Origin of the sequence: Chryseobacterium sp. (genome assembly GCF_019236175.1) — a bacterium.
GTDB lineage: Bacteria > Bacteroidota > Bacteroidia > Flavobacteriales > Weeksellaceae > Chryseobacterium.
Genome location: NZ_JAFAJM010000001.1, coordinates 117,552 through 132,978 on the forward strand (window position 1 = coordinate 117,552; position 15,427 = coordinate 132,978).

Below are 15,427 nucleotides of genomic sequence, written 5' to 3' on the forward strand. Positions count from 1 at the left end.
ATTTGGTAGCCTATAGGGGAATCGAACCCCTGTTGCAAGAATGAAAATCTTGAGTCCTAACCACTAGACGAATAGGCCAAATTTTGAGGTTGCAAAAGTAATAATTAACTTTTAAACTTCAAAATTATTTTTTAAAATTATTTGTAGATTTTTTGTATAACCGTGTTTTTGATGCCTTTAGCTTCAAGATCTTTTTGAAGTTTGACAGCATCTTCCAGGGTATATACCTTCCCATAGGTGTAATAAAATACTCCGTTGTCTTTTTCTCTTTCTACGTCTTTCAGATTTTGAAGGATATAAGAATTTCCGTTCAATTTATCTCCGGTATACACTTCTATCGTATAATATCCCATGCTGATTTTCTGATTAGGCATAAATCCTACAGCAAAAGCATTCCTAAATCCTGCGTCTTTAGCAGTTTTAAGATTGATATCTTTTACAGAAGCCATGTTGGTTACTGCATAGTAGTATTTGTACTGTCCGTTTTCTTTAAGCGTCAGAATATAATTCAGGCCTTTTAAAGCAGGATCTCCATCGTTATATTTGGTAGGGGAACTCATTAGTAATATCCTGAAATCGTTTTTCAGAGGTACCTCTGCAGGTTTTTCCGGTTCAGGCTTTTTAAACGCACTGGATCCGCCTGTCTTTCTGTCAATCGCTTTCTTATAGTCAATGATAGCATCATAAATACTTTCGGCAATTTCATTTTGTCCTTTATCGGAAGCTATATAATGGCTTTCTTCAGGGTGATTGATAAATCCGGTTTCAATAAGTACCGAAGGCATGGCATTCATACGAAGAACGTGAAGGTTTTTCTGAAATACCCCTCTTGAAGATCTTTTGTCCTTATTGACAAAGTTGTCCTCTACCAGTCCTCCTAAAAGAAGACTGGATTCCAGATATTTACTTTGCTGAAGTTTGAGTGCAATTAATGATTCCGGAGAATCGGGGTTATACGAACCAAAGGTTTGCTTATCCTTTTCATCAAGGAAAATTACGTCGTTTTCTCTTTTAGCGACTTCCAGGTTTTCATTGTTCTGGTTGGGACCTTGTACATAGGTTTCGGTACCATAAGCCGTAGGTCTTTGAGAAGAATTACAGTGAATCGATATAAAAAGGTCCGCCTTACTTCTGTTAGCCAGGTTGGTTCTGTCAGATAACGACGGGTATTCATCAATTTTACGGGTGTAAATCACTTTGAAATCTCTGTTTTTCTCAAGCATTGCTCCCAACTTTAGGGTGATGGCAAGTGTTATATCTTTTTCGGCTACTCTTCCAATGTCTGCATATGACCTGTTAGCTCCATGATCACTCCCTCCGTGTCCCGCATCCAGAACGATTGTAAACTTCTTTTGAGAGAAAAAAAGGTTGCTGGTGAGGATAAGGAGAAATGATAAAATTATTTTAAAATTTTGTTTGTGCATCTTACAGTTATAAAAATTATATTAATTTTGGGCCTTAATATATAGAATAAAATTGGCCAAAACCGTCTCCAAAAATATACTACAAATTTTAATTATCCTAATTTTTAACAATTTTTTAGCACAGAAAACTCCTGAAAAATTGCCTAAAAATGCGGTTAATGATACTATTTCCAAAAAGGATACCATAGTTGCAAAAAAAGAAGCTTTGGATGATATTCTTCGTACAAAAGCCGACGATCAGAGAAGAGATATTCCTAAAAAGATGACATTCCTGAACAAGAATGCCCAGGTGAAGTACCAGGATATGGAAATTAATGCAGATTATATTTCTATTGATGATGATAAGCATCTGATCTACGCTCGTGGAAAACAAGACTCATTAGGGAAAATTATTGAGCCTGTGATTACTATGCAGGGTGGTAAAAAGTACGAAACCAACGAATTTAGTTATAATACAAAAACTAAACAGGCCATTGCTTTCAATGCCAGAACCGAAGAAAGTGAAGGGGTAATCATCGCTCAGAAAACCAAAAAGTACAGTGATACTGTCTACGCGATGAGAAGAGCCGATTATACTACTGATGATTATTTCATCAAGAAAAAAGATACGGCTGCGGATTATTTTATGCGTGCCGCTTATATTAAGCTGATTAAAACTAAAAATAAATCACAGATTGTAACAGGGCCAATACAAATGTATATCGAGCAGGTTCCTACACCACTTATCATGCCTTTTGCCGTTCTTCCGTTTTCAGCTAAAAGAGCAGCCGGTATTCTGATCCCGAGCTTCGGAGAAAGAGAGGATGTAGGATTTTTCCTGAATGGAGTAGGATATTATCAGCCGATCGGAGAACACTTTGATCTTAAACTGCTTGCAGATGTTTACACAAAAGGAAGCTGGAACATTCGTCCACAGATGAATTACCAGAAGAAATACCGCTACTCGGGAAGCTTTAATGCGGATGTAGGAACTATGGTAAGAGGAATTAAAGGCCTGGATGATTACACTAAAAACAGTACCTATAGAATTAACTGGACCCATACACAGGATTCAAAAGCAAATCCATTCCTTACGTTTAGTGCTTCCGTAGATATTACAAGTACAAAATTCTATAACAATACGTTGAACAATAATTATATTTTCAACCAAAACGTCCTGAATACCCAGCAGAATTCAACGGTAACCCTTACCAAAAGATTTCTGAAACTTCCGGTGACTATTACCGGAACGGCATCTTATTCCCAAAACTTTGCGACCGGATCGTCAGATCTTCGACTTCCGCAAATGAACGTGGCTATCAATCAGTTTTATCTGTTCAAATCTAAAACAGGAGTAAGACAGGGACTTCTTGAGAATATTACAGTGAATACCGGGTTTAACCTTACCAATTTTGTTTCTACACAGGAAAGCGAACTGTTTACAAAAGCGATGTGGGACAAAATGCAGACAGGGCTACAGAATAATATTGCTTTAGCAACAAACACTACTTTGGCAAAGTATTTTACATTCAGTTTAAGTGCAAATGTTAATAATGCTTTTACAACAAAAACCCTGAACAGATACTACGACCCTGTACAAAATATTACCGTAGATCAAATTGACAAGAAATTTGCAGGATATTCTTATTTCTCTACTACAGCCAGTATTCAGACAACGCTTTACGGGATGATGAAATTTAAGAAAGGATCTACTATTGAGGCGATAAGACATATGGTAATACCAAGTATCGGATTTACCTATTCTCCTGATTTTTCAAGCCCCGGTTTCGGATATTATAAAAATTATTATAATGCGACGGGTGCTATTACCCCTTATTCTATTTTTGAGAAAGGAATTGTAGGAAATCCGCCAAGCGGAATGCAAGGATCTTTAGGATTCAATATCGGGAATAATATCGAAATGAAAGTAAAGTCCAAGAAAGACTCAACCGGGGTGAAGAAGTTTAAAATCTTTGAATCTTTAAACCTTTCAGGAAGTTATAACTTTGCAGCAAAAGACCATCCTTGGTCTATTTTATCAATCAACGGACAGTCTTCTTTCTTTAATAATAAGCTTAATGTAAATACCAGTCTTACCCTTGATCCTTATAAAATCGCATTCATTCCGGGGCAGGATACCGGTATCAGAACGGAACAATTAGGCGGATTCAGTGTACAGGGATTCAATATTCAGCTGTCTTATCCTTTAAGCAGTGAGCTCTTTGGTGAAAAAACCGATTATGCTAAAAAATATTCCTCAAAAGGAGAAGTGAGAAATGAGAATTATTATTTTGATGATGATCATTATGCGCATTTCGATCAGAGCTGGACCCTGAATGTGAATGCCAACTATGCCTATTCAAAAGGTCTGAACAGATTCGGCAGTAAAATTGCTTCAATAGGTTTAGACGGAAGTATTAAACTGACCCCTTACTGGAATGTGAACGGAAGTACGCACTATGATATGGTGACCAAACAGCTGGCTTATACCCGAATCGGTTTTTCAAGAGATCAGCGAAGTTTTACCATCAACTTTAACTGGGTTCCTTTCGGACAATACAAAGTATATGACTTCTTTATCGGTATTAAGGCCAATATATTAAGCGATGCTCTGAAATATAAAGACAGAAGTTTTACACAGCCTAATGCTCCTTTCTAATATCAGATTGGCATTTGAGAATATAAATTTTATATTTGCAACCGAAATCAATTCTAATAATATCACTGCCTGAAAAAATTCCGGGCAATAAAAAACAGTATTCAGCGATTGAATATGAAAAAAAATAAATATCCACATATGAAACAAATAATCAACACAGCGAATGCACCTGCAGCTATCGGGCCTTATTCACAAGCTAATATGGCTAACGGAATTTTGTACATTTCCGGACAGATTCCTGTAGATCCTGCAACTGGTAAATTGGTAGAGGGAATCGAAAAAGAAACGCATCAGGTAATGAAAAACCTTGAAGCCATTCTTACAGAAGCAGGAATGACTTTTAAAAACGTTGTAAAAGCTACCATCTTCCTTAAAAGTATGGATGATTTTGCTGTGATGAATGATATTTATGCTTCTTATTTAGATGCAGACAGCTATCCGGCACGTGAAACAGTACAGGTTTCTTGTCTGCCCAAAAATGTAGATATTGAAATTTCTATGATTGCACATCAGGATTAATGAATTTTATAAGAAATACAATTGCGGTGTTGATAGGCCTAGGAATTACAGGGCTTATTATTACTCTTGGTATAAGAGCATTTCCGCAATGGGTTACCTTTGAAGCTTTTGCTCCGTTTGAACATTGGCAAAGGTTCCTTTTCAGTATGAAAGATGATAAGGCTTTCTTCGGCTTTCTTTTGTTTATTTCCGGATTGGGAACAACAATAGGGGGTGTTGCTACGGCAATTATTGTTAAATACGCTAAAGTAGCTTACGCTATTCTTATCGGTTTTATTATGCTGTTTATAGCCATGCTGGATATTATTATATTCCCTTACCATCCTACATTCTATAAGATTTCTATCTTCCTTACCTTTTTTCCGTTTTCCTGGATCGGAGGTAAAATCGTAGAAGTTATTTACGAAAGGAATAAGAAAAAACGGATTGCTGAAAAAATGAATAAACCCAAATAAATAAAAAAGCGCTGCAAATTTTGCAGCGCTTTTTTTGTTGATATGAAAAGACTATTGTCTGTTTTTAATTAAGGCATTTTGAATCCTCTTTGATAATTTCTTCCGTAATCATCCATATATTTTATCTGGCCCGTTCCTGAGAATTTATTTAGTAAGGTTTCCACATCCTTCTGAGAATTTACAGGCTTGCCGTTAATTTCAGTGATGATATAACCTTCTACAATACCGGCTTTAGCTATTTCGCTTCCTTCAATAACATTTTTAGCCATAATTCCACTGGTTAGACCATAATATGCTTTAGTTCTGTCATCCAGACTCTGAAATTCAGCTCCCAGTTTTTCAGTAACACTAAGGTCTGCTTTTGTTCTGGTAGAAGTACCTCCTTTCTGGTCTCTAAGGGTTACATTAGTAGTTCCTTCTTTGCCGTTTCGAGAATAGGTTACCTGAACTTTGTCTCCGGGACGCTTGCTTCCGATAGACATCGATAAATCAGCAAAATCTGAAATGTCATAATTGTCTATTTTGGTAATAACATCTCCTTTTTTCAGTCCTGCATCTTCAGCCCCGCTGTTGTCTCCAAATCCTGTAACATATATTCCGGAACCTGATTTAAGATTGGTTTTGAATTTCTGATTATACATAGCTACCTGCTGGTCATCTGAAAGATCCAATGACTGAACACCTAAGAATCCTCTCTGTACAATTCCGAATTTCTTGATATCTTCAATGATTTTTCTGGCCAGATTTGAAGGAATAGCAAACCCGTACCCCTGATAATATCCCGTGGTAGACTGAATTGCAGAGTTGATCCCGATAAGATCTCCATTGGTGTTAACCAGCGCACCTCCTGAGTTACCCGGATTAATTGCAGCATCCGTCTGGATAAAGCTTTCAATTGGGTTAGCTGCTTTTCCCTGGCTTCCAAGAATACCAATACCTCTTCCTTTTGCTGAAACAATACCCGCAGTTACTGTAGAGTTTAATCCGAGCGGATTCCCTACGGCAAGCACCCATTGTCCTACTTCAATATTGTCTGAATTGGCAAAATTTAAATACGGAAGTCCTTTTTCTTCAATTTTCAATAGAGAAATGTCCGTATTAGGATCAGTTCCTACTAAAGTTGCAATGTATGATTTTTTATTGCTTAATACAACTTCCAGCTTATTGGCACCTGCTACTACGTGGTTGTTGGAAATGATATATCCATCAGGCGAGATGATGACACCGGATCCCATTCCTGAAGGCATATTGTCCGGAGCCTGCTGCTGTTGCTTTTGTCTCTGCTGGCCTCTTCCTCCTCCGAAAGGATCTCCGAAGAAGAAATCAAACAGATCCTGTTCCGATGCTCTGCTGGATGTTTTATTCTGGTAATTCTTAATTGTAACTACAGCCGGTACGGTTGTTTTTGCCGCCTTAACAAAATCATCACCTGCAGCACCAGTATTCATTCCTGCAAATGAGGCGGTGGGTGCTGATGTTGTAAAATAAGACTGATCTCCATTATTGGTACCATGTCCGAAATATTGTATGGCTCCAACGGTAGTAGCTCCTGAGATAACTCCGACTACTGCAAATGGTAATAGTTTTTTTAAAGTACTCTTCATTGTATATCTTTCTTGTTTATTAATTAATTTCTTTTTTATGTTTTTGAGTAAACAAATTTAATGTTAAATAAGTAAGCAATTAGTATGCTATGTTTCACTTTTAACTAAAATTTAACGGGTATTATATCATTTTATATATTATGTCGTAATTGTGAACATTCATATTAACAAAAATTAAAAAATTCTTAAAGAGAATAATGCTTACCGGTATCTTCATACACCGATAAGAATAGCTATTGATGGGTTGTTATCAGATGAGCTCTTCGGCCTTATAAATATACTTAATTAAAAAATGATTACCTTTGCAAAAATTATTTTTCTCACTTAAAACGTTTATAGCATGCAACTGTATAACACCTTAAGCGCAGAAGAAAGAGCTCAACTTATTGAAGAAGCTGGTAAGGAACGCCTTACATTGTCTTTCTATGCGTATGCCAAAATTGAAAATCCCCAACAATTTCGTGACGATTTATTTATAGCCTGGAATGCACTGGATGCACTTGGCCGTATTTATGTTGCCCATGAAGGAATTAATGCTCAGATGAGTGTTCCTGCTGATCAGTTTGAGGCTTTTCGGGATACGCTGGAAGTTTACGATTTTATGAAAGGTATCCGTTTGAATGTAGCGGTAGACCAGGATAATTATTCGTTTTTAAAATTAACAATTAAGGTCAGAAATAAAATTGTTGCAGATGGTCTGAATGATGATACTTTTGATGTGACCAACAAAGGGGTTCACTTAAGAGCCCAGGAGTTCAATGATATGCTCTCTGATCCTAACACCATTGTTGTTGATTTCAGAAATCACTACGAAAGTGAAGTAGGCCATTTTGAAGGGGCTATTACTCCGGATGTGGAAAATTTCAGAGAAAGTTTACCAATTATCAATGACCAGTTACAGGATTTTAAAGAAGATAAAAACCTGTTGATGTATTGTACAGGTGGAATTCGTTGTGAAAAAGCCAGTGCTTATTTTAAACATCAGGGTTTTAAAAATGTTTTTCAGCTGGAAGGGGGAATTATAGAATATACCCGTCAGATTAAAGAAGAGGGAATAAAGAGCAAGTTTATTGGTAAAAATTTTGTATTTGACCACCGTTTAGGAGAACGAATTACAGATGATATTATTTCACAATGCCACCAGTGTGGTAAACCTTGTGACAATCATACGAATTGTTCTAATGATGCCTGTCATTTATTATTTATCCAATGTGATGAATGTAAAGCAGCCATGGAGAACTGTTGTTCTACGGAATGCCTTGAAACTATTCATCTTCCCTGGGACGAACAGGTGAAATTAAGAAAAGGACTTCAGGTTGGAAATAAAGTTTTCAGAAAAGGAAAATCTGATGCTCTGAAGTTTAAGAACTCCGGAGATTTGTCTACTCAGACTTTAGGAAAGGCGGAAACAAAAAATATCCGTCAGAAAATATCCGTTAAAAAAGTTTTAATTGGTAAAGCAGAGCATTATTATTCAAAATCAAAAATCGCACAGTTTTTAATTGAAAATAAAGAGCTTTCATTGGGGGATAAAGTGCTGATTTCTGGGCCTACAACAGGAGAACAGGAAGTTGTCATTACTGAGATGTATGCTAACGGCGGACCTTGTGAAACAGCTAAAGCTGGCGATCAGATTACTTTTGAGCTTCCGTTCAGAGTTCGCTTGTCAGACAAATTATATAAAATTGTACAGCCTGCTGAAAATGCATAATGTAGAAAAGCGGGTTTGATGAAAAATATTTCAGTTAAAAGAAACGCTTATGTTAAAAGCTGAACTTAGAAAAAAATATATGCAAAAAAGAAAAGCCTTGTCTAGCGATGAGGCTTTCTTGTTATCTGAAGAGATTTTAGAACATTTCCTTACTTATTTCCGGCCTTATTCAGGGCAGAAGGTCCATATTTTTATTCCTATTGAGAAGTTTAATGAGGTGGATACCAAAATCTTTATTCAATATTTTTTGGCGCAGAATATCCGTGTATATGTGCCTAAAATAGTGGAGGGCCAATTAATAAGTATTGAGGTGTTTGAAGATACCGTATTTGAACACAACAGCTGGGGAATTTCTGAACCTTTGTCCAATGTGGATTCCGGGGAAAATAATTTCCATTATGTCATTACACCCTTATTGTATTGTGATGGAAAAGGGAATAGAGTAGGCTATGGGAAAGGTTTCTATGACGGTCTTTTTCAAAATATTTCTGCAGAGACAAAAAAAATCGGAGTCAATTATTTTGACCCCGAAGAAAATATTGATGATGTCTGGGAAAATGATATTCCTTTAGACTATTTGGTAACTCCTGCAGACGTGCTGTCTTTCTTTAATGGTCTGGAATAAAAATCCAGAAAATAAAACTTAAATTCTTTTTTCAGTTTTGGGGTAGAGAGAAGAATATACTGAGCGTTTTTTTCAAAGCTTCCCAATGATTTATTCTTGCCGTCAAAATATTCCACATTGAATTTAGCATAATCTAAAGTGTCTTTTTTATAGAACTCTTTATATACATTGAGGTTATTTACTTTCACAGATCTTACTTTCATACTGTCCAGCTCCTTCAGAAGCCTCTTAAACGTTAAAGAGTCCGGTTTGTGGAAATAACTTTGCATCTGTGAATAGATGACAGTGTCGATTTCCGTATTTCTGTTTCCGGATAAATAAAGAGTGGAGAGATCCAGCAATTCCTGAACTTTTTGTTTTGTGATGGAATTAATAGCCTGCATACTGTCCATCTGTACAGCAGGGTAGCTTTTGGTATTATTGCTGTTTCTGAGTTTTTCCAGATCACTTATTTCTGTTTTTTTATTGCAGGCAACAATTGCGAAAAGAAGGACTGCAAAAGCTAAAAAATTATTTATTTTTTTCATCTGTGGTTGCGATTTTAAATTTGATAGATATGATTTTACCATTGGTGTCCTTTTTCATTTCTATTACATTCAGATTTTTTAATGATGTAGTAGGGGTCGTTACCAGGGTGATGTATTTTTGTTTATCCAGTCTTTCTATACCATAAGTGTCATTGTCATAGACCTGGTAAATGATAGCATTATTGCTGATTAAGTTTTCTAATTGATTCCTTTTTTGTTTGATCAGAGCTACCTGCTCTTCCGGATTGCCTCCTTTAATATCTTTAATAGAGAAGTAGTAGGCTGCCATCTTATAATCATCCGGTTTAAGTTCTATTTTCTCTTCTTCAGGGGCGTTTTCCAGGTTTCTGTTAACATCCAGAGGTTCATAGAAAGGAGCTGTAATACGCATCTTCAGATTTTTGTCCTTAGTTGAGTAGAAAAAGCATTCCCCGGGTTTGATTTTATACATAATCGGAGACTCGTTTTCCTTCATGACCATAATATCCAGTGTGTTGATGACATTAACACCTCTGTCTTTATCAATGAAACAATATTTATAAGTCTTTGAGAAAAGTACATCTTTAAATCCCAGAATACCGGTGATGGCTATCAGCACGGAAGTAACAAGAGCCCAGGCATTCTTTTTTACGAAATTTTTCTTTTTAATTTCAGATGATTTTTCAGGTTCAGTTGAAATTGTCGGATTTGTTTTAACTTGCTGATTGTCAGTATTTGATTTTTGTAAATCAATGTTTTCGAGAGCTTTTTGCTCTGCATATTTGACCGTGTTTTCAGTTTTTGGGAGTTCAGGGGCAGAAGCAACCGTTTTCTCAAGTTCACTAATTTCATCTTCTTCTACATCTTCATTCTCCTGTAATAATTCTCCTGCAAAAAGATGCTGTTTTTTGAATTCGTACCAAGAGTCATAACCCGCATAAATACTCAATAAATTGAGCATATCGATTCTGGGTAATTTAGTGACCGGTGATGTTTTGAAATAGGTATAAAATGACTTTTCACTGATGTTTCCTTTTGCTTTTTTGCGAAGGTCTTCCTGAAAATATATAATATCTATACCCTTCCATTTTGAAATATCATCATAGGAAGGGGTGTATTCTTTTAAATATTGACCCTGAACGTCCTTTTTTAGCTGTTCAAAGTGTAGTAGATCTAAATCTGTCAATTTTTTTAAAAATAATTAAATTGTTGATTATCAGCTATGTTTTTTTGTAAAACTATTTTACAAAGGTATTACAATTATTTTTCATAGACAAACTTTCTAACTGCTCTACCTTTGTCTTGTTCAAATAACAGAACAGAAGAAAAATTTTATAAAACAATATTAACAAAATTAAATTTAATTTATTATGAAAAAGTCATTATTCGTAGCTGCTATCGCTGCAATCTCTTTAGTTGCTTGTAAAAAAACTGAAGCTACTTCTACTGAAGGTGCTACTGATTCAGCTGCTGTAACTGCTGATTCTGCTGCTGTTGTAGTTGATTCTGCTGCTAAAGTTGTTGATTCTGCTGCTACTACTGCTGTAGGTGCTGCTAAAGATGCTGCTGCTGCTACTACTGCTGCTGGAGCTGAAGTTGCTAAAGATGCTGCTAAAGGAGCTGCTGATGCTGCTAAAGGAGCTGCTGACGCTGCTAAAGGAGCTGCTGATGCTGCTAAAGACGCTACTAAAGAAGCTGCTAAGAAATAATTTTAGCTTACGCTTAAAAATAAAAGGACCGTTTCACCCAGTGAAACGGTTTTTTTATGCTTTACAGCCGGCAGTGATCTTAGTCTGAAATAAAGTTGCTTCAAAAAGACATGAGGCTGCTGGTGGTATCGTTTATCCTTTTCTTTGCTTTAATGATTCATAGCAGGTAATGGCCACGGCATTACTCAGGTTTAGAGAATCTATACTTCCAGCCATCGGAATCAGGGTGTTTTTTCCTTTCCCTATCCAGAATTCACTTAATCCCGAATGTTCTGTTCCGAACAAAACAGCAGAACGCCGGGTGAAATCTCTTTTATAAAGATCTTCCGCAGTTTCATCCATAAGGGTGGTATATATATTGAATTTATTTTTCTGAAGAAATTCCAGTGTTTCTTCGTTTTCTGCCTGATAAACTTCCATTCCGAAAAGACAACCCACACTGGAACGGATTACATTAGGGTTATAAAAATCCGTTTTTCCGTCGGCGACAATAAGGGCATCAATTCCAAATGCTTCACAGCTTCTTAAGATCGCTCCTAAATTACCGGGTTTTTCGACTCCTTCCACAATAATAACCGTAGCATTTTCCTTAGGGATAAATGAAGATAAAGGAGTTTCCTTAGCCTGATATATCCCGATAATCCCTTCAGAACTGCCTCGGTAAGCTATTTTTTCATATATTTTCTCACTTACATAATGGATTTTCCCTTCAGGGAGCTTTCCTGTAAAGATATTTTCAGAAATAAAGTACTCCAGAGGCTCAAAATGATACCGGGCAGCTCTTTCATTCTCCTGTTGCCCTTCTACAACAAATACGTTTGATTTTTTACGGAATCGGTTGTCAGTAAGAAGTTTAGTGACATTTTTTATTTTATCGTTTTGAAAGCTTTCTATCAACATTCCGCAAAATTATGCAAAATTTATGATTGTATTTGCCTGGTTTTTATAAAAAGGTTTTTCCTGGTAATCTGAAAGGGTTTATTTTTTCTTTTTTTATCATACACCGTTAAGGTAACAATCAATACAAGTGAAATAAGTTTATATAGGTTGCCGTATAGATTTCCCGAAACATTGTCTGAAACATTAAAAAGTTCCCAATAGAGGTTCATAAAGAAATGGATGAATATGGCTGTCCAGATATTGAATTCCTGTTCAGAATATACCCATGCAAAAAATACAGAGCCTAAGAATGTGATCGCAAAGATTTCTGTAAGTTCCATTATATCACGGCTCTGATACAAATGAACCTGAGCAAATAATAAAGATCCTAATACCACGGAAGATAAGAATCCCAGCCTGCTGAATCTGAATAAAATTCCGATCAGATATGCTCTGAAGATAAGTTCTTCAAAAAAAGCAGAAGAAATGGTATTGATGAATAAGGATTCAAAATCTATTTTGGAAATCAGACGAAAATGAATCATATATCCTGTGATCATGGGAAGAGTTCCTGCAAATGCCAGTATGAGTCCTTTTATTAAGGAATTGTTTAAAGAAAACAGATCAAAAATATTTCTTTCAGGAAATAAAATTTTTAAAGCAATGATCAATGGAATTAAAGTAACGGAATAGGCGATAACATGGGCTGCAGCTTTGCTGTGAAATACCGTTTTTGAAAAATTCTGAATGCTTCTGAAACAGAAGAGATCAAAGAAGTAATAGATCAAAAATCCAAAGATGAAAATTGAAAAAAAGAGGATGGGTTTGCTTGATTTAGTCATTTTTCAACAAAAATGCGACTTTAAGAATAAGCTGTCAAATAGAAGTGATGAATGACAAAAAATAGTGACCGGTGACAAATTTTATTTCCTGTATTGTTTTAATTCAGGGATAATTGTCGAAATGAAACTTCGGGAAACCGGCACTTCAATATCATTTTCAGGTAACGTCAGTCTGTAGCCCTGCGCATTTCCTTTACTATGAATTACCTTGTTTAAATTAACAATATAAGAGCGGTGACATTTTTTGATAGCAGGGGATTCAATCTGATCCAGAAGATTTGCAAGGCTGATTCTGATCATATGTTTTTTTATAGTCTGATTTTCTGAAAAGAAAAGTATGCAATAGTTTTCCATAGATTGGGCATAAAGAAAACAATCTTCAGGGATGCTTAATTTTTCATTACCAGCGGAAATAATAACCTGTCTGCTTTCAATGACGGTTGTTTTACCGGAAAGTGGCTGCGGAATATCTTCAGCGGTTTTTTTATGTAGAGTTTTTAAATAAATATATCGTGACAATACATAAATAACAGAAACCGGAATGCCTATTGCCAGACAATAAAACAGCATATAAAAATAGTTTTCAAAACTTAATTTTACATGACTTAAACAGAGCGTATTATAAAAGTATGCTCCAACAGAACCTAACAATAAAACCGTCCATATTTTTACAAGTTCTGAACCAAGATTCCAATTGCTGAATGAGCTTACCATAACATTTATAATAAGAAAAGCAGTACTGAAAATAATAGTATAGGGGAATAACAGCAGATATTTATAAGGATGCTGAAAGCTTTCGGTTCCAAAAGGCTGAAGACTGATCAGCATGAGATAAATTAAAATTCCGGCAGAAAATGAAGATAGTGAAATCTCTTTAAGAGATTCAGATTTCGGATAGGAATAGGAAGTAAAGGAGAATAAATTAGTCATTTTGCGGTTTTTTAAATATTTTAATCTTCTTTATCAATAGCTCTCATCTATTATTTGAAAAGTCTTATGACTGTTTTTGTAAAAGTAAGTAAAATTTGTAACCGAAAACTGAAAGATGGATGTTTTAATTTTTAGAGTGGCAGCTTATAACAAACCATTCATGTATTCGCTTGGAGTAATGCCTTCAAATTGCTTGAAAACCCTGTTGAATGTCACCTGACTGGTGAAACCTGCTTCTGTATAAATATACATTAAAGTGACCTTATTTAAATCTGAGGTCTTCATCAGCGTCTTTACATGCGCAATTCTTAGTGAATTAATATACTGATTAAAATTTTTATATCCTCTGTAGTCTATAGCCCTCGAAAGATAGTTCACATTTGTGTTCAGATCCGAACATAAGCCTGATATTTTAATAGAAGGATTCGTAAAATAATTATTGTTTCTAATGTAGTTGTCCAATTCCAGGAATAAATTCTCAAGCTTATCATGATCGATAGGAACTTCATTTTTTTGCCTGTCAGAAGTATAGGTAGTGTTTTCATCCAATGAAAAATCCTTCCTGTATTTTTGTTTTTCTTTCAGTTTGCTTTTAATATCATATACAAAAGCTCGGGATTCTAGATGACTTATCTTCAGCTTGTAAAATATAAATAAACAAATAAGCGAAAAATTAGCAGCTACAGCGGCAATATTGGTAGAATGAAGGTATTTTTTATCATACGTATAGAAATGATGGTCAAAATATCTCGCATAAATTACGATGAAAACCATCAGAAAAATAGTATAAAACATATAATAAATCACCATTTTTCTTTTTAAAAATACATAGGCACAAACAGGCATGGGGATAAGCCATATAAATCCTACTATGGAATCATCAATAAAATTCAGGATAATAATAGAAATGTGAAGTGAGCTGAAATGTAGATAAGCATTGACTACCCTTGAAATATTAACATTTCTTCTGATCAGTACATAAGAATAAATATAAAAGATTAAAGCGGCCGCAAAATAATAAATAGGAGCGGTGTTTTTCAGCCAGAACAGATAAATATAAATAGAGATGATATGGAAAATAACCAGAATGAATAAATAAGTTTCTATCAGCTGTTTCTTTAACGTATGTATTCTGTTGTTGTAATATTGACTAATTCTCATTGCAGCGTGTGTTCAGTCAGCTTATATCCGCTTATTTACGATGCCGCAAATATAGCGTCTAAATTTTTTTGTACAAAGTAATTAATCATTTTCATAAAATGATTAGTTTAAAAATCTTATAAACAGTATGTTATCTTGGTTTCAGTCATTTTTCCAATATGATTTTACTGTTGATTTGACAACATATATATAAGTTTTAATTTTGCCCATATAAATGATATGAGAGACTTAGAGGAAATGGTTTAAAAAAAGGATCATATACTCTGCTGATTCTGAAAACATACTGATGACTTCCCATCAATGATAATGAGCAACCGGATTATCGTTGATTTATAATCAAATGATGGAAAAAATTTAAACTAATAATCTTCTACGATATAAGACCTGAAAAACTAAAAATTACAAGTACATTTCGAAGTTTTGA

Annotated in this window: 14 protein-coding genes and 1 tRNA gene; 6 read left to right on the forward strand and 9 right to left on the reverse strand. The window is 35.2% G+C overall.

Features of this window, described 5'->3' with window-relative positions; genetic code table 11:
• Positions 1 to 3 precede the first annotated feature (3 nt).
• Positions 4 to 78: transfer RNA gene (locus JO178_RS00505), tRNA-Glu, on the reverse strand.
• A 59-nt stretch (positions 79 to 137) separates the two neighbouring features.
• The gene (locus JO178_RS00510; RefSeq protein WP_291930321.1) at positions 138 to 1,424 is read right to left on the reverse strand and encodes an N-acetylmuramoyl-L-alanine amidase; all 1,287 of its coding nucleotides are present in this window, start codon (positions 1,422 to 1,424) and stop codon (positions 138 to 140) included.
• A gap of 52 nt (positions 1,425 to 1,476) precedes the next feature.
• Here JO178_RS00510 and JO178_RS00515 point away from each other — a divergent pair, with 52 nt between their 5' ends.
• The 3 genes from JO178_RS00515 to JO178_RS00525 all read left to right on the forward strand — a co-directional run bounded on the left by JO178_RS00515 (position 1,477) and on the right by JO178_RS00525 (position 5,036).
• On the forward strand, positions 1,477 to 4,062 hold the full coding sequence (locus JO178_RS00515; RefSeq protein WP_291930323.1) for a putative LPS assembly protein LptD: 2,586 nt from the start codon (positions 1,477 to 1,479) through the stop codon (positions 4,060 to 4,062).
• A 138-nt stretch (positions 4,063 to 4,200) separates the two neighbouring features.
• Complete coding sequence (locus JO178_RS00520) at positions 4,201 to 4,581, forward strand: RidA family protein (RefSeq protein WP_291930325.1); 381 nt, start codon at positions 4,201 to 4,203, stop codon at positions 4,579 to 4,581.
• Positions 4,581 to 5,036, forward strand: a complete 456-nt coding sequence (locus JO178_RS00525; protein ID WP_291930327.1) for a hypothetical protein — start codon at positions 4,581 to 4,583, stop codon at positions 5,034 to 5,036. The genes JO178_RS00520 and JO178_RS00525 overlap by 1 nt, the downstream gene beginning before the upstream one ends.
• A gap of 68 nt (positions 5,037 to 5,104) precedes the next feature.
• Here the strand turns inward: JO178_RS00525 and JO178_RS00530 are convergent, their stop codons facing one another.
• Positions 5,105 to 6,640: a trypsin-like peptidase domain-containing protein gene (locus JO178_RS00530; RefSeq protein WP_291930329.1), complete on the reverse strand. Its 1,536-nt coding sequence runs from the start codon at positions 6,638 to 6,640 to the stop codon at positions 5,105 to 5,107.
• Between the two features lie 340 nt (positions 6,641 to 6,980).
• Here JO178_RS00530 and JO178_RS00535 point away from each other — a divergent pair, with 340 nt between their 5' ends.
• Positions 6,981 to 8,351 carry a rhodanese-related sulfurtransferase gene (locus JO178_RS00535; protein WP_291930331.1) on the forward strand — a complete coding sequence of 457 codons (1,371 nt, stop codon included), beginning with the start codon at positions 6,981 to 6,983 and terminating at the stop codon, positions 8,349 to 8,351.
• Between the two features lie 49 nt (positions 8,352 to 8,400).
• Positions 8,401 to 8,976 carry a 5-formyltetrahydrofolate cyclo-ligase gene (locus JO178_RS00540; protein ID WP_291930333.1) on the forward strand — a complete coding sequence of 192 codons (576 nt, stop codon included), beginning with the start codon at positions 8,401 to 8,403 and terminating at the stop codon, positions 8,974 to 8,976.
• Here JO178_RS00540 and JO178_RS00545 read toward each other — a convergent pair.
• Positions 8,925 to 9,503 (reverse strand): hypothetical protein, encoded by a 579-nt coding sequence (locus JO178_RS00545; protein WP_291930336.1) that lies wholly within the window; start codon positions 9,501 to 9,503, stop codon positions 8,925 to 8,927. The genes JO178_RS00540 and JO178_RS00545 overlap by 52 nt on opposite strands.
• Positions 9,487 to 10,668, reverse strand: coding sequence for a hypothetical protein (locus JO178_RS00550; RefSeq protein WP_291930338.1), 1,182 nt, complete (start codon positions 10,666 to 10,668; stop codon positions 9,487 to 9,489). Before JO178_RS00550 ends, JO178_RS00545 begins: the two co-directional genes overlap by 17 nt.
• A gap of 184 nt (positions 10,669 to 10,852) precedes the next feature.
• Here JO178_RS00550 and JO178_RS00555 point away from each other — a divergent pair, with 184 nt between their 5' ends.
• Complete coding sequence (locus tag JO178_RS00555) at positions 10,853 to 11,191, forward strand: hypothetical protein (RefSeq protein WP_291930340.1); 339 nt, start codon at positions 10,853 to 10,855, stop codon at positions 11,189 to 11,191.
• Positions 11,192 to 11,323: 132 nt separating this feature from the next.
• Here JO178_RS00555 and JO178_RS00560 read toward each other — a convergent pair whose 3' ends face one another.
• The 4 genes from JO178_RS00560 to JO178_RS00575 all read right to left on the reverse strand — a co-directional run bounded on the left by JO178_RS00560 (position 11,324) and on the right by JO178_RS00575 (position 15,003).
• Complete coding sequence (locus tag JO178_RS00560; RefSeq protein WP_291930342.1) at positions 11,324 to 12,091, reverse strand: RNA methyltransferase; 768 nt, start codon at positions 12,089 to 12,091, stop codon at positions 11,324 to 11,326.
• 20 nt (positions 12,092 to 12,111) lie between these two features.
• Entirely contained in the window at positions 12,112 to 12,912 is an 801-nt protein-coding gene (locus JO178_RS00565) for a CPBP family intramembrane glutamic endopeptidase (protein ID WP_291930344.1), read from the reverse strand.
• Positions 12,913 to 12,993: 81 nt separating this feature from the next.
• The gene (locus JO178_RS00570; RefSeq protein ID WP_291930346.1) at positions 12,994 to 13,842 is read right to left on the reverse strand and encodes a LytTR family DNA-binding domain-containing protein; all 849 of its coding nucleotides are present in this window, start codon (positions 13,840 to 13,842) and stop codon (positions 12,994 to 12,996) included.
• Between the two features lie 144 nt (positions 13,843 to 13,986).
• Positions 13,987 to 15,003, reverse strand: a complete 1,017-nt coding sequence (locus JO178_RS00575; protein ID WP_291930348.1) for an AraC family transcriptional regulator — start codon at positions 15,001 to 15,003, stop codon at positions 13,987 to 13,989.
• Positions 15,004 to 15,427: the final 424 nt, after the last annotated feature.